We start from the raw sequence: 20,513 nt of genomic DNA, 5'->3' as shown, positions 1-20,513 counted from the left end.
CTACACCTGTTCCATGAGCCGAAACATCTCCGCCGCGAAATTGGTGAGTTCCCTGGCCATCCAGGGGCCCACCATGATCAGCGTGACCGTTGTCGCCAGCATGCGCAGGGCGAACGAGATGGTCTGATCCTGGATCTGGGTGAGGCCCTGAAAAAGACCGACCAAAAGCCCCACCAATGCGCCGACACCAACCGCTGGCAGCGATAGCATCAGCACAAGCAGTGCCGTGCGACCCAGGTGATAGCCAATTTCAACGGATAGCATGAGCGCACTCCTATGAGTAGCTGAGAATCAGGCTCTGCAGCAGTCGGGTCCAGCCGTCCACCACCACGAACAACAGCAGCTTGAATGGGAGCGAAATGGTCAGCGGCGAGAGCATGATCATGCCCAGAGCAAGCAGAATGTTGGCTACGATCAGGTCGATGGCGATGAACGGCAGGTAAAGCAGGAACGCTACCTCGAAGGCGGCGGAGAGTTCGCTGGTGGTGAAGGCGGGGATCAGCACCATCAGATCGTCGGGTTGCACATCAACCCCGAGTTCGTCTCCCCAGAGCTTGCGAGCCGACGTCGCGAAAAACTCCTTGTGCTGGTCGCGGGCGTTGCGCTCCAGGAAACCGCGTATCGCCTCCAGACTGTCGCCGATCGCCTCCTGTGTCTCGGTGTTCGTTATGTCGCCCAGGTCAACCTCGGGCTCGCTGAGTCGCTGGGCGATATCCCAGCCCACCGGCGCCATGATGTACATGGACAGGATCAGCGCGAGACTGTTGATCGCCAGGTTCGACGGCACGTCCTGCAGGCCGAGCGCGTTGCGCAGCAGCATGATCACCACCGAGATCTTGAGAAACGAGGTGATGATGACCGCGAGGATGGGTCCCAGGCCGAGTACCACGGCCATGGCGATGAAGCTGCCCGTGCCGGGCAGCTGGTCCAGCAGGTTAGTGACCGTCTCGGCGACTTCCATCGAACAGCTCCAGCAGGCGGATACCCAGTTCATCGCCAATCGCGACAAGTTCGCCGCGACCAATCAGCGCGCCGTTGGCGCGAATGGAAATGCGTTGTGTGCCGGAGTCGTGTACGCGGAACACATAACCTGGCTGCAATTGCTGCAGGGTTGCCAGCGTGGTGTTGATGCGGCCGACATCGAAGCGCAGCTCGATCTCTACATCCTCGGGGCGGAACGTGTCCGCCTGATCTGCCTCGGTGGTGGGTCCCTCGGGTGCCTGACTCATATTCAGGGTCTCCATTTGAACGTTGGAATTGCGGCGGGCGCTGGCGGTGCCGATGCGCCGCCGCCCCATGTGCACCGTGAAGTTGCCTGATTCCTTGCTGATTCCCGGTCTGACTACGTCACCCGTGCGCAATGAGCGCAGTTCGTCGGCGGTCACTGCCATTGGTACAAGTCCGGTCCACAGCACCAAGGGCAGATCGCGGAAGTGGTGACGCGTCATCCTGGGAAGTGCCCCGATCAATCGTTCGAGCATCCCGATGCCGGCCGGCGTCGTCCGGATGGCAAGCGCCCCCAGGTTCTCGCCCACCTCGTCCCGCAGGGTTACTTGCAGGGGGCCGGGATCCTGTGGCCAGCGGTGGATCGTGACGTCACGCAGGGTGAAGCCGTGCCCCGTGGCTTTCTCGAGGCAATCCAGTACCGTGTCCAGGGCGGCCAGCAGTGCGCCCGTGCGCAGGGCCGGGCTCAGACTCGCAAACACATCCGGGGTAACGCACTGCGGATCGAGTGCGTGGAGCGCACGTCGGGTAAAGAGGATCTCGGCGGCGCCTCCGTCGCCAACCAGTGTCGCAGAGCCGTGCCACACATCGTCGTCGCCAACGGGGTGCGGCTCGAACGCGAGGCGCAGATTACGCCCCAGGACGCCCGTCTGGATGGGCAGGCGCAGGGCAAGTATCGAGGCCAGGCGCGCTTGCATCGGTAGCCAGTCGTCGATGCGGTCCAGAATGGCCAATCGTTCTGCCAATCCGATCCATGAGAAACCGGTTTCAATGTCCATTGAGCAAACTTCCATTAATGAAATTCCAGTCGGCTGAGACCAGTTTTTGGAAGCGCTATTGTCAGGTCAAGAGGGCTTAACGAATGGCATATGCCTTTCGTATTCCAATTTCAAATTTCTGAATTCGGCTATTTCCAATTAAGGTATGAATTGAGGTTCAATTCATGCTCGGGCATAGCCACGGCAGGGGATGAAGGGCCTTGACTTTGAATGCGGGGGCGCACCAACTTGTTATGTAGTACTATGCTTATTACTTATGAGGTAATGACACAGGCTGGACGCTGGCAGAAGCTGAGGCTCCATACCACAAGACGGCGCTGGGCCAGGCTCGCAACGGCTCCAGGCCCGCAGTTCTGACTGACTCGATCGAAACAATAGGGTGGGGATCCGGAAGCACTACGCCGCCAATGGCTCGGACCAAAACGGAGGGAATCATGTCAAGGAGACACGACGGGCAAAGGGCACTTGTCGTAGGTTTCCAGGATCAGTTGGCCGCCGGGGCCGCTGATCTCCTGCCATCAGGCGTCCCCAGTGGAACGGTCGTTGAACTGGAGTCCATGGACGACGCCATGGCTATCCTTGATGCGCACCCCGACATTCGCCTGCTCATTGCATGTCTGCAATCCACGCAGTTGCGGGACCTCTACCATGTTCAGGTGCTGCGTGAGCAGTATGACCATGTGACCGTGGTGGTGCTGTTCGACGTCAGCAGCGACGTCGATACGGCGCAACGCACCGTACTCGGATTGCTGTCGGAGTTCGTGCAGGAGCAGGCTGGCGATGCCGCCGGGGAGGCTTTGCAACAGTCGGCTGCGTCGAGGGGTTGGCCAACCATCGAGCCCGAGCCGCCCGAGGCCCATGGCTATCGACTCACGCCAAGGCAACTGGATGTGCTGTTCCTGGTGCGGGAAGGCAAGTCCAACAAGGAAATTGCGCGCCGTCTTGATCTCTCCGAGGGCACAGTCAAAATCCACTGCATGTCTATTTTTCGTGTTCTGGGTGTCGCCAATCGGACACAGGCTGCAATTCTGGCGGAGAAGTTTGCCCTCGAGCCTCCGGAAACCGTTCCAACCGTTCCGAAATACGTCGACCTTCGACGCCACGTCGGCTGAATTACGTGTGATATTGACTTGAACTCCTCTCCTCGGAGTCAGCGCTACTTTGTGGCGCTTTTTTTTTGCAATTAATCCTTCCGTTCTAAGAAATAACCCGCCTCATCCGAATGGATTAGACATCCGTTGTATTTTCCTGGCGACGGTTGCTGATTAGTCTGCAACTACGGTCGAAAACACGAAACAACCGCTGATTTCGGCACTGCCGCCAGCGACGTGTCACCAGGAGGATACGATGAAGCGCGCTACCGGGTACCTGATGGGGCTGACCTTCGGAATCGTGGCCGGCACAGCCCAGGCTGATCCAGCCTGGTCCGATCGAGACTATTCGCTGTACCTGTCCGATCAACCCGTGAATGAAGTGATCCGCGATCTCGCGACGCGCGAGGGCATCCCTGTGTCGGTGGACCCTGCGGCGACCGACACGGTCAACGCCCGATTTCAGCAGATGCGCGCCGTGGACGTCTTCGAAACACTGGTCGAGGCCTACAACCTGCAATGGCACTTCGATGGCCATGTGCTCTATGTGGAGCCGGTGGAGAGCGCAGTGACGCGGACGATCGAGCTGAACTCCGTTCCCGTCAGTGCGTTTCGGGCAAAACTCGAGCAGATGGGCGTGTTCGATGAGCGATTTCACTGGGGTGCCATGGAAGGGGCCGGCGTTGTCGTGGTGAGTGGGCCGGAGCGTTACGTGGAACGGATCAGCGAACTCGCCCAGGTTGTCGATGGCCGCGGTCAGAAATTCGACAGTGTCTATCAGTGGGTGGACGAACACGGCCAGACCCACATCAGTTCGTTCACGCCCCCGGCCTCGGTGGAAGCCAATGTGGTGCAGGTGCCGAGACACGGAGTCAGTGAGGCGAACGGAGCCGGCGACGAAATGATTCGCGGTAGCGCCCAGTCCCACGAGGCGTCGCAGATCAGCGTTGATCTGCCGCAGGGCCGTGAAGTCCGATAGCGCTTGGCTGCAGGATTCATCAGGAGAGTGGCATGACCGATAGCTCGCGATCCCAACTGCGCCTTCATGTTGCCCAGGGCATGCATCAGGGTGCGCTTGTTCCGCTCGACGATGGAGAGCACCTGATCGGTAGCGCCACGGAGTGCGATGTCGTGCTCATGGATAGCGGTATTGCGCCGAGGCACGCAAAACTTCGCGTAGCCGGTTCGGTGATCACTGCTACCGCCCTGGAGGGGCCGGTTCGGTCCAATGGTGATTACCTGTCCGATGCCGAGTTGTCTGATCCCCTCGGTGTCGGTGATCAGCTGGATGTGGGCACGGTGTCGCTGCGTCTCGTTGCAGCGGTCGACTCTCCGGCCGATGGCGGATCACCTCCGCCCACCGCGGCACCCAACCTGCTCCCTGGAGTGCTGGCTGCCCGCTTTCCGGCGCTGCAGCGACTCGATCGGGAAATCGGGCAACGCCTGGGGGTGCTATGGAGCGGCTCTGCGGTGGGGGGCGTTGCTGATTCGGAGCCCTCATCGGCGCGCTACATCGGGTCGGCGATCATGTTCAGTGCCGGCGTGGCCATCGTGCTGGGGTGGTCCGTTTTCCTCTTCACAAGCATGTCTGCCGGCGCCGCAGATTCCGACAGCCTTGATCGCGACTACAGCCGTGCCGTTACCTGGCTTGATGAGCATGGTCTGGACTCCCTTGAGGTGCAGCGGGAAGACGGTGTGCTGCATGTGTCGGGTCTCATCGCCGATGGCGACGCTTACCAGTCGCTGCGCCGGTTCGCCAGTTCCCTCGAGACGGCGACCCGGTTGCGGGTGACGAATGCCGACGACATCGCCGGTCGGGCAGAGACACTGCTGGAACGTCTGGGTGCGCCCGCCCTTCAAGTCACGCCCCTCGACGGCCGGCGTTTTGAGGTGAGTGGCTTCGCCGGCTCTGCAGCGGACCTGGAACGTTATCTCACCGTCCTGAAGCGCGATCTCCCGGCGGTGCGTGAGGTGCGGGAAGGGCGCATCGTGACCATGGAACAGCTTCGCGAGGATCTGGAGAGTGCGCTGGATGAAGCTGGCCTTGCCAGCGACATTGCGCTGGAGGTCACGGATAGCGCTTCACTGCAGGCCGTGGGAATCGTTGGCGACGGCGCACTGCAGCAGTGGCGATCCATTGCCGCATCGTTCGAAAGTAAGAAACCCGACGGCGTCTCGCTGACCTCTCGCGTGCGATCCAGCCGCGATGTGCTTGGCCTGGATATCCGCACCGTCAGTCATGGCCCCATTCCTTACATTCTCGGTGCGGACGGGCGCCGCTTCATGGAAGGCAGCGATCTTCCCGGCGGCTACGTGATCCGCAGCATTGGCGAAGATGCAGTGGTGGTCGCCAAGCAGGGGCATGAGTTCGTCTACGAGTATGGCAACTGACGGCCGCGTGCTACGCGTGGCCCGGTATGAGAGGGAGCGATCATGAGCGACATGGGCTTTTCGGGAACCGGCGATCTGCAGGAAATGGCGGCGCGTGTGCGCAGCGACGAAAACGGGGCTGTTACCAGCGAGATGCTGGCGGAAATCGACCGATACTGCGATCAGCTGGAAGAACAGATGGATCGCGAGACCGATCTGGTTCGCGGTCGCACGCTCAAGGCGACACTCGACGCGCTGACCGCGGCGCGCGACCTGATGCCCATTATCTGGTCGCGGATCCACGGTCGTGAGTTTCCGGGAGAGCGCGTCGCCTGATTTCGAGTTGTTCGCGGGGAAAAGCGCCGATCGCAGAACGTTTGTGCGGCCGGCATTTCGGATCTCTGCCTGCGTCTCCCGCGGACGAGCATTGGGGCAGAGACAGCGAGAGGGGCATGTGCCCCGGACCACTGGGAAATAGGAGGACTATCCAATGGATCTGTTCGGAGCAGTAACTGGTGCGGCGTCTGGCCTCGGTGGCAGTCAGGGTCAGATGTTCGATTGGCTGGAGAACCACACCTCCAACTCGATCGCCGAGACCGTCGCCCACAAGGCCAAGATGTCGGAGATCCAGAACCAGGGTGAAGCTGCCCTGGCTGCGATCAACGTCTTGGAAAACATTACGAGTGCGGCCTTCCAGTCTGCGTCGCAGTCGTCCCAGGGCTTCCAGCAGGTGGCCTGATCACGTTGAAGTGGTCGACATCCCGGCTGGTCACGTGGGTGGCCAGCCGGGCTTTCTCCGCATGGAACAGGAGGAGCGCATGGAGATTCAGGCTACTGGCGGGATGCAACTGCCTACCATCGAGGGCGGGACGGCCGGGCAGTCGGCGCAGGCGCCGGGCGCCGGAGACGTCACCAAGCCCAGCGATGCCGATGCGGCGCGGTTTCGCCTGGTCCTGAGCGAGGTCGAGCAACTGGAGGCACCGGCCCGGCCAGATGTCGCCGATCGTGTCTTCGCTGCGCTCAGTGACCTGGAGACGCGACGCTCTTCCACAGTGGATCGTGTCACGGATTTCAGCCCACTGGCCGAGATGACTGAGCGGAGCGGTCATTCGCTGCAGTCCCTGGCCGACTGGCGGCCGAGTCAGCAACACGGCCCGGTGGAGCGCGTTCAGGATTTCAGTGAGCACGCCCTTGCAACGTATGCGTCGATGATGGAGTCGGCCATCGCGACCAGGGGTGAACTCGCGGCCAACCAGCTTGAGGCGATGGCAGCCATCACCAACTCGAGCATCACGCGAAACGTTGCCTTCAAGGCGACTGACTCGGTGGCCAAGATCATCCGCGGTCAGTAATTGCAGGCACTGGGCGAGCGCATATGTCTGGATTCAACCGTCTGTTCATCTCCGTTCTGTTGCTGCTGATGCTCACGGCCTGTCAGGAAGTGGCCTACAAGGATCTGGACGAGCGACAGGTCAATGAAATGATCGCCGTGCTGGACGGCCACGGTATCGCAGCTTCCAAGCGCTCCGGTGGCGATGATGGCTATGAGCTCTCCGTGGAGCGTGGAGAGTTCGCCAATGCCGTCCGGGTGCTGCGTGAGCAGGGCTATCCCAGGGAGCGCTTTGCCGACGTCGGGCAGGTGTTCGAGAAAAGCGGGTTGTTGTCATCTCCGATGGAAGAGCGTGCCCGGTACGTGTACGCCCTGTCCCAGAGTGTGGCGGAGACAATTTCCCGTATCGATGGCGTTATCACCGCTCGCGTGCATTTGGTCATGCCGGATAACAATCCCTTCGCCGAGGACGCCAGGCCCTCATCGGCTGCCGTGTTGATCAAGTACCACCCGGATGTCGACATGCAGGCGGTTCGCTCGGACATCCAGCTCCTCGTCCAGAAGAGTATCGAGGGCCTGTCCTATGAGGGGATCACCATGGTGCTGTTGCCCGCCCAGGAGCTGGCGACTACCAGGACTGAGGCAGCGCCCGTCGCGGCTGCATCGGTTGGCGGACCGATGTGGTTATCCCTGATGAGCGTCGTTGCCATCGTCGGGGGTGGTGCTTTCTATTGGCTCGGTCAGCGACTCAGACGCGGATCGATGTCGGCAACAACGGCCCTGGCGACGCAGGAGGCGGCCCATGAAGAACAGCATGGCCATCGCGCGGCCTGATGCTGATCAGGTCTGCAATACCTGTCAGTTCAATTTCCGTCCTGCCGAGTACATCGACCGGAGTTGGTTCGAGACCCTGGGGCTCGGGCCACTCATGGCCCGGATGCAGCGCAGCCAGCGGGCACGCCCCTGGCTGTCGCGCCAGTTGATCAGGCAGTTCGGTCTCGCCGGCGCAACCCTCTGGAACGAAGCGGACGACCCGCTCAGGATCGGATTGCTTCCCTCCACTGGACTGCGTGAGTTGGTGCTCAAGCTCGGTATTGTGCCCTGTGCCCATGCCCTGCCGGCGCTGGTGGATGGCCCATCTGTACGGGTGCTGGCGCAGGGGCTGGGGCAGCAGGTGCATGCCTTCGGTTTGCGTGAGGGGCGGGCCATTGCCGTCGAGTTGTGTGTCGCCGAAGCGTCTGCCGATTCTGCCGACGCTGTTGTCAGGCAGGCGCCGATCAATGGCATGACCTTGCTGCGGTCGGCATGCGCCGATATGCCACAGGCGATCTACCACCGAATTCTGCTCAAGCTGCCACGAGACTGGAGCGAGGGACTGCTATTCCGGCGGAGCAGCCTCGATGCCCGGCGTGCCCGGCGAATGACGCAACTGATCCTGCGAAGTGGAGACGATCATGACCGCAATGTCGGTGAGGGAAACGCTCAAGCTGACGCCTGAGCCCGGACAGCGCATCGTTCGGCGAGAGGAGTACGCCCAATGGGTCGAGGCGGACGCCATGCGCGCCGAGGTCGGCCAGCTGGTTCAGCGGGTGCGCCAGCGGATCAGCCGGGAATACGAGCGTACCCGTGCGTCCGCCGTGCGGCGGGGCACCCGCAAGGGCGAGCGTGAGGCCGCAAAGCGCATGCTCGGCTACAGCGAGACCGCCATACGCCAGCTCTACGAACTGGAACAGTCGGTAAAGGCCCTGGTGGCCGAGGCGGTACGAACCCTGACCTCGGAGATGCCCGCGGAGTCGCGTCTCGCGGAAGTGGTGAGTGCCCTGATCCACGAGTTGGCGGAGGATCAGCGCGTCACGCTTCATGCGCATCCAGACAATCGCGCTGCAATTGTCCGCCTGACCGAGGATCGGGAAGAAGTCCGGTTTCGTCCGGACAAGAGCCTGGGCCCCAACCAGGTTCGCCTGGAGGGTCCGCTGGGTGTTGCCGAGTGCGACCTTGACGCCTGGATAGAGGCTATAGCCGGTGCGTCTCCCTGAATGCTGCACAGCCGCTCTGTTGCGGCTGGACAGCGGTCACCGCCCGTCATCGGATGACGGGTCAGCATGAGTAGAAAACTGGAGGTAGACAATGAGTGATATCAACTTCATGCCCCTGGCGCAGGCCGCTCTGAGCGGTGTCGCCGCCAACCTCAGCGCCCAGGCACGCGCAGGTGGCGGATTCCCCGGCGTGGCGATGCAGCCACAGGCTGATCCCATACTGGACGTCAGCAACAGCTCGAAGGGCAACCTGAGTATTGCCAACGACAAGGGCGATAGTGTGCTGGACGTGGGTTTCCGCAGCGCGACCGTGCATCTCGACGATGGCTCGAAACTGCACATCACTCGCGACATGGATGTGTTGCACGAGAGTCCGGATGGTCATGTCTCCCGCAACGGCGACAACATTGCCGATGGTTCGACCCTGGCGTTCACGTCTGGTGGCCAGGATTACGAGATCTCCGCCAAGGCAACCGATGACCTCCGGCCCTGGATGGAGGGGCTGCAACTCAATCGGCTCGACGACTGCGGCAAGGCGGTGGAGACGCTGGACGTGAAAACCCGTGACTGGGGACACCATGCAAGTGCCGAGAAGCCCGCCGAAGCGTGCGGGAGTCAGGCTGCCGACGCCGGTTACGAAATCCTGCCCGCCGCCGACAACGATCAATCCGATCCGGCGGATGTGGACTACGACACCATGATGCAGCTCGGCATGGCGACTGCACTGCTCGGCATGGCGGGCCAGTTGCTGGAGCAGGCCATGGATGGCGTTGAGGCCGGGAACTGCGGCATCAGCAGTTGCTTCGACTGGCTGTCCGGTGACAGCCAGGGTGTTGACCAGAACATGCTCTCCCTGATGGCCATGATGGCGCTCCTGCCACAGATGATGAACTTCCAGGGGGTTAACGCCAACAGCTGATCTCCGGTTCCACATGCGCGCACGACGTTGTCAGGCGTTGTGCGCGTTCATGCCTGCCGCCACCGTCTCTGCCATTCGCACTAAACCTTACGCTCTATACCCTTCCCCCGCCTGCCGGCCTAGGCTCGTGAACTGTGTGTTGGAGGTCACGTAGGGGGCAGCTCATGCAGGATTCAGCGGCCATGGACGAAACGGATCATGCGGTTGTCTGGGACCGTCGGGGTGACACGATCGTTGTCGAGTGCCGCACCCTTCGAACCCATGAGCAGGCCGTTGCCCTGGGCGGCCTGCTTGGGCAACGGTTGTCGGAGTCGGCAGGAGAGATCGTCATCGATCTTCGCAAACCGGAGGTCATCTGCGCCGCCGGCCTGAGTGTGCTTCTTCAGTTCGGCACGGTGCGAACAACAACGCCGCGGTTCCTCGTGATGGAGCCCGGAAGCCTTGTCTGCAGACAGTTGCGCATGACTGGTATCGATCAGCACCTGCCTTGCCGGGGCGTTGGTCAGAAGAACGACATCACTGATGTGGGGCGTGGCCATGTCGCTTGATCGTGTCGAACCCCTGGTGCAGTCGGCGTTAAAGCGCAACGACGCCGTGCTGGCTCTCCTGCTCGTGCTCACCGTGAGCATGATCATCCTGCCCATGCCCACCACGTTGGTGGACACCCTGATCGCGCTGAATCTGGCCGTGTCCGCGGTGCTGATCATGGTGGCGATCTACATTCCCTCACCACTGGCGTTCTCGTCGTTCCCGGCGGTGCTGCTGCTGACAACACTGTTCCGGTTGGCTCTGTCCATTACCACGACCCGGCTTATTCTCCTGCAGGCCGATGCCGGTCAGGTGGTGGATACCTTTGGCAATTTCGTCGTGGGCGGCAACGTCATCGTGGGGCTGGTGATCTTTCTGATCATCACCGTGGTGCAGTTCATCGTGGTCACCAAGGGCGCGGAACGGGTGGCCGAGGTCAGCGCCCGATTCTCCCTTGACGCCCTGCCGGGCAAGCAGATGAGCATCGATGGTGACATGCGGGCCGGAGTCATCGATCTGGATCAGGCTCGCCAGCGACGCAAGCGCCTGGAAAAGGAGAGCCAGCTCTACGGCTCCCTGGATGGCGCCATGAAGTTCGTCAAGGGTGATGCCATCGCCGGGATCTTCATTACCCTCATCAACATCATCGGCGGGATCAGCGTGGGCGCCCTGCAGCATGGCCTCAGCACTGGCGAGGCGGTGCAGGTGTATACCGTGCTGACCGTCGGTGACGGACTGGTGGCACAGATTCCGGCCCTGCTTATCGCCATGACCGCCGGCATTATCGTTACCCGGGTCGCCACCAGCGACAGTACGAACCTGGGCGAAGACATCGGTCGTCAGATCTTTGCTCAGCCCATGGCGCTGATGATCGCCTCGGGCCTGCTGTTCGGTTTTAGTCTCGTGCCCGGTTTTCCCACACTGGTCTTTGTGACCCTGGGGGCCCTGCTGGGTCTGGTTGGCCTGGTCCTGCATCGGGTTGCCCGACGGGATCGCGATGATGAAGGTGCCTTCCTTGATGCATTGAGCGCCAGGGCCGGGCAGGCCGATGACCCGGACGAGAAGTCGCCGCGGGAGCTGCCCCGGGCCTCGGCATTGCTCGTGACGCTGGACGCGAATCTCCAGGCGCGGCTTGACCATGCTGCGTTGAACGATGCCTTTGCCGGTATGCGACGCCGCCTGTACATGGAAATGGGGGTGCCCGGCGCAGGCGCGCAGCTGCGCTACGTGGACGGTCTCGGCGAGTACCAGTACACCATCAGCGTGCATGAGGTGCCCGTCGGGCGTGGTGAATTGCGGCCTGGTTGCCTGATGGTCGCTCGCCCGCCATCCGCCATCCGTGCACTGGGGATCGAACCGGTCGAGCAGCAAACGCCGAACCAGGAGTACTGCTGGGTCCGGGAGACCGACCGTGCCCTGCTGATCGAGAAGGATCAGCCTTACCTGACGCATTCCCAGGTGCTGGCCCGGCATCTGTCGGTCATTCTGGAGGTTCATGCCAGCGAACTCATGGGCATTCAGGAGGCCAAGAAGCTGCTGGACGGGATGATCCCGGACGCAGTGGAGCTATCCAAGGAGGCCGCGGCCACCATTCCGTTGCCGATTCTTGCCGAGACGCTCAAGCGCCTGCTGGCGGAACAGGTGCCGATCCGCAATCTCGCCATCATTCTCGAGACCATGCTCAAGTTCATCCAGGAATCGAAGGAACCCTCGTTCCTCTCCGAGCATTGCCGTCGTGCGCTCAAGCGTCAGATCAGCCATCGATTCTCCCAGGACGGCATCCTGATGGCCGTAATGCTGGCCCCTGACGCCGAGGATGTGGCGCGTCGGCTGCATTCGGGAGAGGTCACCGCAGCCCAGAGGCAGGCACTGATGAGCAATCTCGAGCAGGCGGTCAAGGCGGCCTCTCGGGAACGGGGCAAGGTGGTCATCCTGGTGTCTGGCGAGTTTCGTCAGCCGTTGCGCGAGGCAGTGCGCCGCGACCTGCCTCGCACGCCGGTGTTGTCATTCGAGGATCTGAGTGACGAGGTACAGATTCGTCCGCTGGAACGCGTGGGGCTCACACCCCGCGTCGAAGCCACGGAGTCTGATTCGGGAGGTGGTGGCCAGTGAACGCCGGCAATCTCTACCAGCCCGTGCTCGATTCCGTCAGGCAGCGCCTGGCGGAGCATGATCCGGTGACGCGTTATGGACGGCTACTTGAAGTCACGGGCAACGCCTTGCATGCCCGGGTTCCAAGGGTCGGGATCGGGGAAATCTGCGAACTGCGCCCGAGGCACGGTCGGCAGGCCTTGATACAGGCTGAAGTCATTGGTTTCGGAAGAGATCGAGCCATTCTCAGCCCACTGGACCCGATTGACGGGCTGTCGCCGGACACGGAAGTGCTGCCGCTACGACGGACCCACCAGGTTGCCATGGGGGACGAACTGCTGGGCCAGGTGCTGGATGGCCTTGGTCGGCCGCTGGACGGCTCCCGGAGTAGCCAGCCAGGCACACTGCGTTCCGTGATGGCGGATCCGCCGGACCCGCTGCAACGTCCACCTATCGACACGGTGTTTTCCACCGGAGTGCGGGCCATCGACGGGTTTACCACCCTGGGCGTGGGGCAGCGGGTCGGTGTCTTTGCGGCCGCCGGCGTGGGCAAGAGCTCTCTGCTGGGCATGCTGGCGCGGAACGCCGAGGTAGACGTCAACGTGGTTGCCCTGATTGGCGAACGTGGCCGTGAGGTGCGCGACTTTGTCGAGCGCAGCCTGCCGCCTGCGGTTCGCCAGCGCACGGTACTGGTGGTGGCGACCTCGGATCGCCCGGCACTGCAGCGCGTGCGAGCCGCTCATGTCGCAACCGCCATTGCCGAGTACTTCCGGGACCAGGGGCGGCACGTGATGTTGCTCATGGATTCCGTCACCCGCTTTGCCAGGGCGTTGCGCGAGATCGGTTTGGCTGCGGGGGAGCCACCGACGCGGCGCGGTTTCCCTGCGTCGGTGTTCGCCGAACTGCCACGCCTGGTGGAGCGCACCGGGGTAACCGGCGAGGGTGCCATCACCGCGCTTTACACGGTGCTTGTAGAGGGCGACGACATGACCGAGCCCGTGGCTGACGAGGTCCGCTCGCTGATTGACGGCCATCTGGTTCTCAGCCGGGAACTCGCCAGTGCCAACCACTATCCGGCAATCGACATCCTCGAGAGCCGTAGCCGGCTGATGGAGTCCGTGGCCGATCAGACCCATCTGGACGATGCCGGGAGGCTTCGCCGCCTGCTTGCCAGACACAAGGAGGTCGAATTGCTGCTGCGCATGGGCGAGTACCGCAAGGGTGCCGATGAGGACGTTGACCAGGCCGTTGCCATCCATGAGCCCCTGACCCGGTTGTTGCGACAGGATTCCGCAGAGAAAGTCGGTCTCGCCCACACCGTCGCCAGCCTGCGTGCGCTGCTCGACCATGGATGAGGCGGTACTCCGCCAGATGCGCTCGATCCGCGCCTTGCGCGAGAGCCAGGCCCGCGTGGCCCGACAGCTGGCCGGGCGACGTCATGCGGCGTGCCAATCCACCTACCGGCAACTGCGTGGACAACTCGAAGCGGTACTTGAGGAGCGACAAGGACTGGAACAATGGGTGGCACAGAGCACTATGCGCTCTGCGGCTGAATTGCAGCTCGAGAGCCAGCAGCGGGCAAGACTGAGCGCCCGGGAGGCTGCGGTCAGACAGGCGCTTGGCAAGGCCAGGGCAGCGCTGAAGTCAGCCGAGCGCGAGCTCCAGACTGCTGATCGTCTCAGTCGTAATGCGCTGCGTCGGCGGGAGAAAGTCGACGAAATGCATGACCAGGCCCGGCAGGATCAGGAGCGGTACCGGGCAGCAGCAGAAGAAAAGGAAATCGCCGAGGATTGCGAGAGTTCCTGCCGTCGTCCGGGGTCTACATGAGGCGCTCATTCGGCAGCCAGGCTTAAGACTTCGGCGCTATTTTACCCGTCAATTTGCATTGCTATCGTCCAGTTGTGAGACGAGGTAAATCCACGGGGTGGACAACCTGTCGTGCCGTGTCACCGCTGGCTGGCGGCGCTCGCGCTCACAGGTTGTCCCTGACGCGAACACGCGTTACCAGGACGGAGGCAGTCAGTGATCCATGTGCGATTGAAAAGCGAACTCGTTGCCCGGCCATTGGTGTGGTGCGATGGCGGGCTGGAGCTTCGCCTGAAGGGTTTGCGGGTACTCACCGATGGTGATACCGCACTGGACGGCCTCGTGAATTCCATTGATGCGCTGCTGTTGCGGGTGCGGGTCGGCGATGTCTTCGATGTGGATGGGCGGCTTGAGGCCCCCGGCGTGATCTACGCCCATTCCGTCATGGTGAGGCCGACGCGAGCGTCGGAGGCAGTGGACTGGAAGCGGCGTATCGGCATGGTGCCCGTCGCCTGATGTCCTCAACCTTGCGGGCTATGCCTTTCGGCTAGTGCGTGAGGACGATTGTCCAGCGCCGGTTTTGGCGGCGAGCATATTCCGCAGAGTCGACAACGACTCGGTATCTGAGAGTCTGCGGGAGGAGCGATGATGAGTGTACAGGAACAGACTGTGCGGCGGGAGCAGGCCCTGGAAGGCAGAGACGTTGCAGATGTGCAGGCTGAATGGGCTGCCTGGCAGGCGTCGCAAGCCGCTATGCCCGAGATCGGTGGCCGCCGGCCGCGCATACTGGGGGCGGCGACCATGGCGGTGCGTCGTGAGCAGGCCCTGCGCAACAATCTGGTTGATGCCCCCGGCAGGCGTGACCGGTTGAGCGCGGTGATTCGGCTCACCGCCAGGGCGCAAGCGCGTCGTTATGTCTATCTGGATGAATGGTCGATTCCCCAGGTGCGCTCATGCATCGGCATGTTGATCGAGGACGGGGCGGCCACGGTTAGCGGGATACGCTCGGACTTGATCGCCTGTGGCCTCGATCCCGACCTCTGTGACTGGCTGATGCCGACGGCTCCGCATGATTCGCCTGGACGCGCAGTGGCCAAGTATGTACTTTCCATTGCAGCACGTTTCCGCTATCGGCCGCTGCAGCGGTGGGCTGCGTTTGGTGCGGTTTTCCGGTCGCACTAGAACATGGGGATAATCAGCAGGGTGTGACGACTTCAGCGCTTCCTGAAGCCCATGTTTGAATGGATATTCGTTCGCGAATTGCTTTCCAAATGCCGACGATGTAGCGATTTTGTAGTGAAGCGTCTAGGCTGAAAAGGGTGCGTATGGATTGCCGTTGAGTGGACGCAACCGTGATCAGGGTACAAGTCAAGGGTGAATGCCAAGCCAGGCCGAGGAGTCTCGGTGAGCATCAGATCGAACTGCGGCTCAAGGGGCTCCGGGTGTTAGCGGATTCGAAAACCATTCTGCTCGGCGATGTCAGTGGCCTGTCCGACATTCCTGCGCGAGTCCAGGCAGGGGACGCCGTGGAGGTTGTCGGCCATCTGTCCGCGCCCGGCGAGATTGTTGCTCTCAATATCCGTTTTTTGCTGGTAGGCCAGGTGCGTGACCGCGACCTTTGCGGGTGCGGCGGTCGATCCAGCTGACCCCCGTCGATCATTGACCCCTTGAATTTTCGGGGGTCGACCTTTCCGTATACCCAGGTAATATCTGTGCCTTGAAGGCGACGCGCCGCTGCCGGCGTGGAACGCCGCCTACAAGGAGAACCCGATGAAACTGGCAATAAAAGCCCTGTGCGCGCTTGCCGCGGTGGCCGCAATGAGTGGGGCGCAGGTCGCTGCCCAGGAGCCTGTAAAGATCGGCATGATCACGACGCTTTCCACGGCCGGCGGCTACCTGGGGGAGGACGTGCGGGATGGGTTCCAGCTCGCCATTGAGGAGGGTAATGGTGAACTGGGTGGCATCCCCGTGGACCTGCTGGTGGAAGACGACGGGCTCAGCCCGGAGCAGGCCCGCCAGATCGCCACACGCATGGTGGAGAGCGAAGGGATTCGCCTGATGACGGGCACGATATTCTCCAATGTGGCCATGGCACTGGTGCCGCGTCTGATGCGCGATGGGGTGATGTTTGTCAGCCCCAACGCCGGCCCCAGCCAGCTCGCGGGCCGCATGTGTCACGAGAACTACTTCAATGTCGCCTGGCAGAACGACAACCTCCACGAAGCCATGGGGCAGTACGTCTCCGATCAGGGTTACGACAATGTCTACATCCTCGCGCCCAACTACCCGGCGGGTCGCGATGCGCTGGAGGGTTTCAAGCGCTACTACACCGGAGAACTGGCCGGTGAGACCTACACCCAGCTCGGGCAGTCGGACTTCGCCGCCGAAATCTCCAGCATCCGCGCAGCGGAACCCGATGCGGTGTTCTTCTTCCTGCCTGGCGGCATGGGGGTCAACTTCACCCGCCAGTACAATCAGGCGGGCCTGTCGGACCGGTTCCCGCTGTTCGGCCCCGCATTTTCCTTCGATAACACCCTGGTGTCCGCCGTGGGCAGCGCTGCCGAGGGCGTATACAACACCTCGCAGTGGAGCGCGGACATCGACAACGCCGCGAACCGGGCTTTTGTTGCCGCCTATACGGAGCGTTACGGCCGGCAGCCGACGCTGTATGCCAGTCAGGGATACGATGCCGCCAGGCTGATCGGCAGTGCCCTGGCAACCGTTGAGGGTGACATCTCGGATATGGATGCTTTCCGTGAGGCGCTGCGCCGCGCCGATTTCGATTCGGTGCGCGGCAACTTCCGCTTTGGCACCAACCATCACCCGATCCAGGACATCTATGTCCGGGAAGTGGTGCGCAACGAGGATGGTGAGTTGACCAATCGGATCGTTGCCCGGGTGTTCGGGGATCACCAGGACGCATTTGTCGACGAGTGTCCCATGCGCTGATCGCCATGATGCGGGCTGATGCGCCACCCCGGGGCATTAGCCCGCCGGCCGTAGAGATACCATGCAGTTCTTTCTAGAGCAGTTGCTGAACGGCTTCCAGCTGGGCGTCACCCTGTTGCTGATGGCATCCGGGCTGACCCTGGTGTTCGGCATCATGCATTTGATCAACCTGGCCCATGGCTCGCTGTTCATGGTGGGTGCGTTCGTGGGTGCGACGGTGATGGCGCTGACGGGCAGTTTTCTGCTGGCTCTCGGGGCTGGCATCGTAGCCGCCGGTATCACCGGCATGCTGCTGGAACTGCTGGTGCTGCGACGCCTCTACCTGCGTGACCACCTGGACCAGGTGCTGGCGACCTTCGGCATGATCCTGTTCTTCAATGAGCTGGTGCAGATCATCTGGGGGCGCCGGCCGCTGGGCATGGACACGCCCACGTGGTTGTCCGGTACCGTCGAGATCATGCCGGGGGTGGATTATCCAAGCTTTCGGCTACTGGTGATCCTGGTTGGCATCGGAGTGACCGTGGCGCTCTACTGGCTGGTCATGCGCACCCGGCTGGGCATGTGGATCCGCGCCGGCGCTTCCAACCGCGAGATGATCGGCGCCCTGGGGATCAACATCAATCTGCTCTACACCCTGGTGTTCGGGATCGGCGCCTGCATGGCCGGCCTTGCAGGCGTGATGGCGGCACCATTCATGTCCGTGCAGGCAGGAATGGGCGAGAACATTCTCATCCTGACTTTCGTTGTCATCGTGATCGGTGGCATCGGTTCGATTCGCGGGGCCGTGGCGGGGTCCCTGCTGATCGGTGTCGCCGACACCCTGGGGCGAGTGTACCTGCCGGCTTTGATGCGCCTGTGGACGGACGCCTCCACCGCTGATGGCGTCGGATCTTCCCTGGCTGCCATGACTATCTACCTGGTGATGGCAGCGGTCCTGGCCATACGACCACAGGGGCTATTCCGTGCCCATGCCTGAAGCCAATCGCGCCACCTTCGCGACGGTCGCAGTCCTGCTCGGTCTGCTACTGCTGCCGCCTGTCGCCATGGCGCTGGAGAAGCCCTACCTCATTACCCTGGTGAACCGCGCCGTCATCTATGCGCTGGCCGCCATGGCTCTGGACCTCATCATGGGATACGGCCGTCTGGTCAGCTTCGGACACGGCGCCTTCCTCGGCCTTGGCGCCTACACGGTGGGCATCCTGTCGACCCACGACATGATGATGGATCCGTTCATCGCGGGATGGACGGGCAGCAACGAGGCGCTGCTGGTTTGGCCGCTGGCCATGGCCGTGGCCGCTGCCTACGCCCTGTTCGTGGGAGTGCTGTCGCTGCGAACCTCGGGGGTCTACTTCATCATGATCACCCTGGCCTTCGCCCAGCTGGTCTACTACTTCTTCATTTCCCTCAGTACCTATGGTGGTGAGGACGGTCTCTCCATGTGGGCCCGGAACACCCTGGCCGGCGTGGACCTGGGAGACCGGGTCACCTTTTATTACGTATGCATGAGTCTGCTCATCGTGGTGCTCTGGGGGTTGTCGAGGCTGGTCAACTCGCGCTTCGGCCGGGTCATCCAGGGCTGTCGCCAGAACGAGCAGCGAATGCGTGCTCTCGGCTACCGACCATTCGGCTACAAACTCACGGTGTTCGTGATCTCCGGCGCACTGGTGGGGCTTGCCGGCGCTTTGATCGCCAATCACACCGAATTCGTCAGCCCCGAGCTCATGCACTGGTCCCGGTCCGGCATGCTCATGGTGATTGTCCTGCTGGGTGGCCTTTGCAGCCTGGTGGGGCCGATCTACGGCGCGTTGATTCTGCTGATGCTGGAAGAAGTACTGGTGGCCTACACGCCCCACTGGCAGATCGTCCTCGGGCCCATCCTCATACTGGCAGTGCTGTTTTTCCGCGGCGGGGTCTACGGCGCGCTCAGCGGTCGTCGGGGAGGGCAGCACCATGGTTGAGCCCTTGCTGCAGGCACGGGGGCTGCAGAAGCGCTACGGCGGCCTCGTGGCGACGCGCGATCTGGACCTGGACCTCTACCAGGGGGAAATCCACGCTGTCATCGGCCCCAATGGCGCTGGCAAGACCACGGCGCTGGCGCAGCTCTCCGGGGAGCAAGTGCCGGACGCCGGGCGCATTGTGTTCGACGGCCGTGACGTCACGGCCTTGTCCATGCCCCACCGGGCCCGTCTGGGCATTGCCCGTTCCTATCAGGTGACGGCGGTGTTCCTGGATTTCTCCGTACTGGAGAATATCGCCGTGGCTGTGCAGGCTCGCGCCCGTCATCACTTCCATTTTTTCGCCAGCGCCGGTCATGACGACACACTGCGCAAGCCTGCCGAGGCCCTGATGCGGGAAGTGGGGCTGGAAGGGCTGGCCCACCGGCCGGCGGCGGATCTTGCCCACGGCCAGCGTCGACAGCTCGAACTCGCCATGGCGCTGGCCACCGAACCCCGGGTACTGCTGCTGGATGAACCCATGGCCGGCATGGGTGCCGCAGAGGCCGACGCCATGGGCGCTCTGCTGGAGCGATTGCGAAGCCGCTACGCGGTGCTCCTGGTGGAGCATGACATGGACATGGTCTTCCGGCTGGCTGATCGCGTCACCGTGCTGGTGGACGGAGCGGTGATCGCCAGTGGCGACCCTGCGGCCATACGTGCCGACGCTGCGGTGCAGGCGGCGTATCTGGAGGAGTCCACCTGATGCTGTTGCGCCTGGACGGGGTGGAGACGGCCTACGACACCAGCAAGGTTCTGTTCGGCGTCGACCTGGAGATTGCCGAGGGCGAGGCGGTGGCGCTGCTCGGTCGTAATGGCATGGGCAAGACCACCACGGTGCGCTCCATCATGGGGTTGACGCCACCCCATGCCGGGCGGGTGGAATTCGACGGCCGCGATGTCACCGGGCGTGCCGCATTCCGCATTGCCCGCGCCGGCATCGGGTTGGTGCCCGAGGGACGCCAGATCTTCCCCAATCTGACGGTGCGGGAGAACCTGCAGGCTGCAGCACGGGGAGAGGGCTGGACTCTGGAGTCCGTCTACACCCTGTTTCCTCGCCTGGCGGAACGGGCGGACCACGGGGGCAACGCCCTGTCCGGTGGCGAGCAGCAGATGCTGGCCATCGGCCGGGCACTGATGACCAACCCCCGTCTGCTGATACTGGACGAGGCCACCGAGGGGCTTGCCCCCGTGGTACGGCGTGACATCTGGCGTTGCCTTGAGCGCTTGCGGGGTCTTGGCCAGTCGCTGCTCATCATCGATCGCAACATCGACGCGCTGCTCGAGCTTTGCGACCGCCATTACATCATTCACAAGGGTGCCGTTGCCTGGCAGGGCACCAGCGGCGCCCTGCGGGCGGAGCCGGAACTGCGGCGCCGTTACCTGGGAGTCTAGT

At 62.6% G+C, this 20,513-nt stretch carries 25 protein-coding genes; 22 read left to right on the top strand and 3 right to left on the bottom strand.

All coding sequences use genetic code 11. From position 1 onward, the window contains the following. The 3 genes from sctS to sctQ are packed head-to-tail and all read right to left on the bottom strand — an operon-like array spanning position 1 to position 2,003. Entirely contained in the window at positions 1-264 is a 264-nt protein-coding gene (sctS, locus tag J2T57_RS12200; protein ID WP_253478583.1) for a type III secretion system export apparatus subunit SctS, read from the bottom strand. Between the two features lie 10 nt (positions 265-274). Continuing rightward, positions 275-961 (bottom strand): type III secretion system export apparatus subunit SctR, encoded by a 687-nt coding sequence (sctR, locus tag J2T57_RS12195; protein WP_301289346.1) that lies wholly within the window; start codon positions 959-961, stop codon positions 275-277. Next, positions 936-2,003, bottom strand: coding sequence for a type III secretion system cytoplasmic ring protein SctQ (gene sctQ / locus J2T57_RS12190; RefSeq protein ID WP_253478581.1), 1,068 nt, complete (start codon positions 2,001-2,003; stop codon positions 936-938). The genes sctR and sctQ overlap by 26 nt, the downstream gene beginning before the upstream one ends. Before the next feature lie 434 nt (positions 2,004-2,437). On the opposite strand from sctQ, the gene J2T57_RS12185 reads away from it, so the two are divergent. The 22 genes from J2T57_RS12185 to J2T57_RS12080 all read left to right on the top strand — a co-directional run bounded on the left by J2T57_RS12185 (position 2,438) and on the right by J2T57_RS12080 (position 20,512). Next, on the top strand, positions 2,438-3,115 hold the full coding sequence (locus J2T57_RS12185) for a helix-turn-helix transcriptional regulator (protein ID WP_253478578.1): 678 nt from the start codon (positions 2,438-2,440) through the stop codon (positions 3,113-3,115). A gap of 235 nt (positions 3,116-3,350) precedes the next feature. Further along, a complete protein-coding gene (locus J2T57_RS12180; RefSeq protein WP_253478575.1) occupies positions 3,351-4,073 on the top strand; it encodes a secretin N-terminal domain-containing protein in 723 nt (240 codons plus the stop codon). A gap of 32 nt (positions 4,074-4,105) precedes the next feature. Next, a complete protein-coding gene (gene sctD, locus J2T57_RS12175; RefSeq protein ID WP_253478572.1) occupies positions 4,106-5,485 on the top strand; it encodes a type III secretion system inner membrane ring subunit SctD in 1,380 nt (459 codons plus the stop codon). A 42-nt stretch (positions 5,486-5,527) separates the two neighbouring features. Beyond that, positions 5,528-5,800, top strand: a complete 273-nt coding sequence (locus J2T57_RS12170) for a hypothetical protein (protein WP_253478569.1) — start codon at positions 5,528-5,530, stop codon at positions 5,798-5,800. 154 nt (positions 5,801-5,954) lie between these two features. Next, positions 5,955-6,203, top strand: coding sequence for a hypothetical protein (locus J2T57_RS12165; protein ID WP_253478566.1), 249 nt, complete (start codon positions 5,955-5,957; stop codon positions 6,201-6,203). 10 nt (positions 6,204-6,213) lie between these two features. Then, positions 6,214-6,816 carry a hypothetical protein gene (locus tag J2T57_RS12160; RefSeq protein WP_253478563.1) on the top strand — a complete coding sequence of 201 codons (603 nt, stop codon included), beginning with the start codon at positions 6,214-6,216 and terminating at the stop codon, positions 6,814-6,816. Between the two features lie 23 nt (positions 6,817-6,839). Next, a complete protein-coding gene (gene sctJ / locus J2T57_RS12155; protein ID WP_253478560.1) occupies positions 6,840-7,628 on the top strand; it encodes a type III secretion system inner membrane ring lipoprotein SctJ in 789 nt (262 codons plus the stop codon). Further along, complete coding sequence (locus J2T57_RS12150; RefSeq protein WP_253478557.1) at positions 7,597-8,292, top strand: SctK family type III secretion system sorting platform protein; 696 nt, start codon at positions 7,597-7,599, stop codon at positions 8,290-8,292. Before sctJ ends, J2T57_RS12150 begins: the two co-directional genes overlap by 32 nt. Next, entirely contained in the window at positions 8,249-8,830 is a 582-nt protein-coding gene (locus tag J2T57_RS12145; protein WP_253478554.1) for an HrpE/YscL family type III secretion apparatus protein, read from the top strand. Before J2T57_RS12150 ends, J2T57_RS12145 begins: the two co-directional genes overlap by 44 nt. Before the next feature lie 91 nt (positions 8,831-8,921). Further along, positions 8,922-9,749, top strand: a complete 828-nt coding sequence (locus tag J2T57_RS12140; RefSeq protein ID WP_253478551.1) for a hypothetical protein — start codon at positions 8,922-8,924, stop codon at positions 9,747-9,749. A 164-nt stretch (positions 9,750-9,913) separates the two neighbouring features. Next, positions 9,914-10,297, top strand: coding sequence for a hypothetical protein (locus J2T57_RS12135; protein WP_253478548.1), 384 nt, complete (start codon positions 9,914-9,916; stop codon positions 10,295-10,297). After that, entirely contained in the window at positions 10,287-12,389 is a 2,103-nt protein-coding gene (gene sctV, locus J2T57_RS12130) for a type III secretion system export apparatus subunit SctV (RefSeq protein ID WP_253478545.1), read from the top strand. The genes J2T57_RS12135 and sctV overlap by 11 nt, the downstream gene beginning before the upstream one ends. Next, positions 12,386-13,723, top strand: coding sequence for a FliI/YscN family ATPase (locus J2T57_RS12125; RefSeq protein WP_366519096.1), 1,338 nt, complete (start codon positions 12,386-12,388; stop codon positions 13,721-13,723). The genes sctV and J2T57_RS12125 overlap by 4 nt, the downstream gene beginning before the upstream one ends. Next, entirely contained in the window at positions 13,716-14,195 is a 480-nt protein-coding gene (locus tag J2T57_RS12120) for a hypothetical protein (RefSeq protein ID WP_253478542.1), read from the top strand. Before J2T57_RS12125 ends, J2T57_RS12120 begins: the two co-directional genes overlap by 8 nt. Before the next feature lie 195 nt (positions 14,196-14,390). Further along, positions 14,391-14,690 carry a hypothetical protein gene (locus tag J2T57_RS12115; protein WP_253478539.1) on the top strand — a complete coding sequence of 100 codons (300 nt, stop codon included), beginning with the start codon at positions 14,391-14,393 and terminating at the stop codon, positions 14,688-14,690. Positions 14,691-14,819: 129 nt separating this feature from the next. Next, entirely contained in the window at positions 14,820-15,356 is a 537-nt protein-coding gene (locus tag J2T57_RS12110; RefSeq protein WP_253478537.1) for a hypothetical protein, read from the top strand. Positions 15,357-15,526: 170 nt separating this feature from the next. Continuing rightward, positions 15,527-15,820, top strand: coding sequence for a DUF5666 domain-containing protein (locus tag J2T57_RS12105; protein ID WP_253478534.1), 294 nt, complete (start codon positions 15,527-15,529; stop codon positions 15,818-15,820). Positions 15,821-15,944: 124 nt separating this feature from the next. After that, positions 15,945-17,123, top strand: coding sequence for an ABC transporter substrate-binding protein (locus J2T57_RS12100; RefSeq protein ID WP_253478531.1), 1,179 nt, complete (start codon positions 15,945-15,947; stop codon positions 17,121-17,123). A gap of 61 nt (positions 17,124-17,184) precedes the next feature. Then, positions 17,185-18,099, top strand: coding sequence for a branched-chain amino acid ABC transporter permease (locus J2T57_RS12095; RefSeq protein ID WP_253478528.1), 915 nt, complete (start codon positions 17,185-17,187; stop codon positions 18,097-18,099). After that, positions 18,092-19,081 (top strand): branched-chain amino acid ABC transporter permease, encoded by a 990-nt coding sequence (locus tag J2T57_RS12090; RefSeq protein WP_253478525.1) that lies wholly within the window; start codon positions 18,092-18,094, stop codon positions 19,079-19,081. The genes J2T57_RS12095 and J2T57_RS12090 overlap by 8 nt, the downstream gene beginning before the upstream one ends. Beyond that, on the top strand, positions 19,074-19,823 hold the full coding sequence (locus J2T57_RS12085) for an ABC transporter ATP-binding protein (RefSeq protein WP_253478522.1): 750 nt from the start codon (positions 19,074-19,076) through the stop codon (positions 19,821-19,823). Before J2T57_RS12090 ends, J2T57_RS12085 begins: the two co-directional genes overlap by 8 nt. Further along, the gene (locus J2T57_RS12080) at positions 19,823-20,512 is read left to right on the top strand and encodes an ABC transporter ATP-binding protein (protein WP_253478519.1); all 690 of its coding nucleotides are present in this window, start codon (positions 19,823-19,825) and stop codon (positions 20,510-20,512) included. Before J2T57_RS12085 ends, J2T57_RS12080 begins: the two co-directional genes overlap by 1 nt. The last annotated feature ends 1 nt before the right edge of the window (position 20,513 follow it).

Source organism: Natronocella acetinitrilica (genome assembly GCF_024170285.1).
Taxonomy (GTDB): Bacteria; Pseudomonadota; Gammaproteobacteria; order Nitrococcales; family Aquisalimonadaceae; genus Natronocella; species Natronocella acetinitrilica.
This window is presented reverse-complemented; position numbering and strand designations above follow the sequence as displayed.

What these genes read in the sequence shown, in the direction of transcription:
- J2T57_RS12145 (WP_253478554.1), top strand. Translation starts at nt 8,249, where the DNA reads ATGACCGCAATGTCGGTGAGGGAAACGCTCAAGCTGACGCCTGAGCCC.
- sctV (WP_253478545.1), top strand. Translation starts at nt 10,287, where the DNA reads ATGTCGCTTGATCGTGTCGAACCCCTGGTGCAGTCGGCGTTAAAGCGC.
- sctD (WP_253478572.1), top strand. Translation starts at nt 4,106, where the DNA reads ATGACCGATAGCTCGCGATCCCAACTGCGCCTTCATGTTGCCCAGGGC.
- J2T57_RS12180 (WP_253478575.1), top strand. Translation starts at nt 3,351, where the DNA reads ATGAAGCGCGCTACCGGGTACCTGATGGGGCTGACCTTCGGAATCGTG.
- J2T57_RS12090 (WP_253478525.1), top strand. Translation starts at nt 18,092, where the DNA reads ATGCCTGAAGCCAATCGCGCCACCTTCGCGACGGTCGCAGTCCTGCTC.
- sctQ (WP_253478581.1), bottom strand. Translation starts at nt 2,003, where the DNA reads ATGGACATTGAAACCGGTTTCTCATGGATCGGATTGGCAGAACGATTG.
- J2T57_RS12085 (WP_253478522.1), top strand. Translation starts at nt 19,074, where the DNA reads ATGGTTGAGCCCTTGCTGCAGGCACGGGGGCTGCAGAAGCGCTACGGC.
- sctR (WP_301289346.1), bottom strand. Translation starts at nt 961, where the DNA reads ATGGAAGTCGCCGAGACGGTCACTAACCTGCTGGACCAGCTGCCCGGC.
- sctS (WP_253478583.1), bottom strand. Translation starts at nt 264, where the DNA reads ATGCTATCCGTTGAAATTGGCTATCACCTGGGTCGCACGGCACTGCTT.
- sctJ (WP_253478560.1), top strand. Translation starts at nt 6,840, where the DNA reads ATGTCTGGATTCAACCGTCTGTTCATCTCCGTTCTGTTGCTGCTGATG.
- J2T57_RS12140 (WP_253478551.1), top strand. Translation starts at nt 8,922, where the DNA reads ATGAGTGATATCAACTTCATGCCCCTGGCGCAGGCCGCTCTGAGCGGT.
- J2T57_RS12100 (WP_253478531.1), top strand. Translation starts at nt 15,945, where the DNA reads ATGAAACTGGCAATAAAAGCCCTGTGCGCGCTTGCCGCGGTGGCCGCA.
- J2T57_RS12135 (WP_253478548.1), top strand. Translation starts at nt 9,914, where the DNA reads ATGCAGGATTCAGCGGCCATGGACGAAACGGATCATGCGGTTGTCTGG.
- J2T57_RS12150 (WP_253478557.1), top strand. Translation starts at nt 7,597, where the DNA reads ATGAAGAACAGCATGGCCATCGCGCGGCCTGATGCTGATCAGGTCTGC.
- J2T57_RS12110 (WP_253478537.1), top strand. Translation starts at nt 14,820, where the DNA reads ATGATGAGTGTACAGGAACAGACTGTGCGGCGGGAGCAGGCCCTGGAA.
- J2T57_RS12120 (WP_253478542.1), top strand. Translation starts at nt 13,716, where the DNA reads ATGGATGAGGCGGTACTCCGCCAGATGCGCTCGATCCGCGCCTTGCGC.
- J2T57_RS12165 (WP_253478566.1), top strand. Translation starts at nt 5,955, where the DNA reads ATGGATCTGTTCGGAGCAGTAACTGGTGCGGCGTCTGGCCTCGGTGGC.
- J2T57_RS12170 (WP_253478569.1), top strand. Translation starts at nt 5,528, where the DNA reads ATGAGCGACATGGGCTTTTCGGGAACCGGCGATCTGCAGGAAATGGCG.
- J2T57_RS12095 (WP_253478528.1), top strand. Translation starts at nt 17,185, where the DNA reads ATGCAGTTCTTTCTAGAGCAGTTGCTGAACGGCTTCCAGCTGGGCGTC.
- J2T57_RS12080 (WP_253478519.1), top strand. Translation starts at nt 19,823, where the DNA reads ATGCTGTTGCGCCTGGACGGGGTGGAGACGGCCTACGACACCAGCAAG.
- J2T57_RS12185 (WP_253478578.1), top strand. Translation starts at nt 2,438, where the DNA reads ATGTCAAGGAGACACGACGGGCAAAGGGCACTTGTCGTAGGTTTCCAG.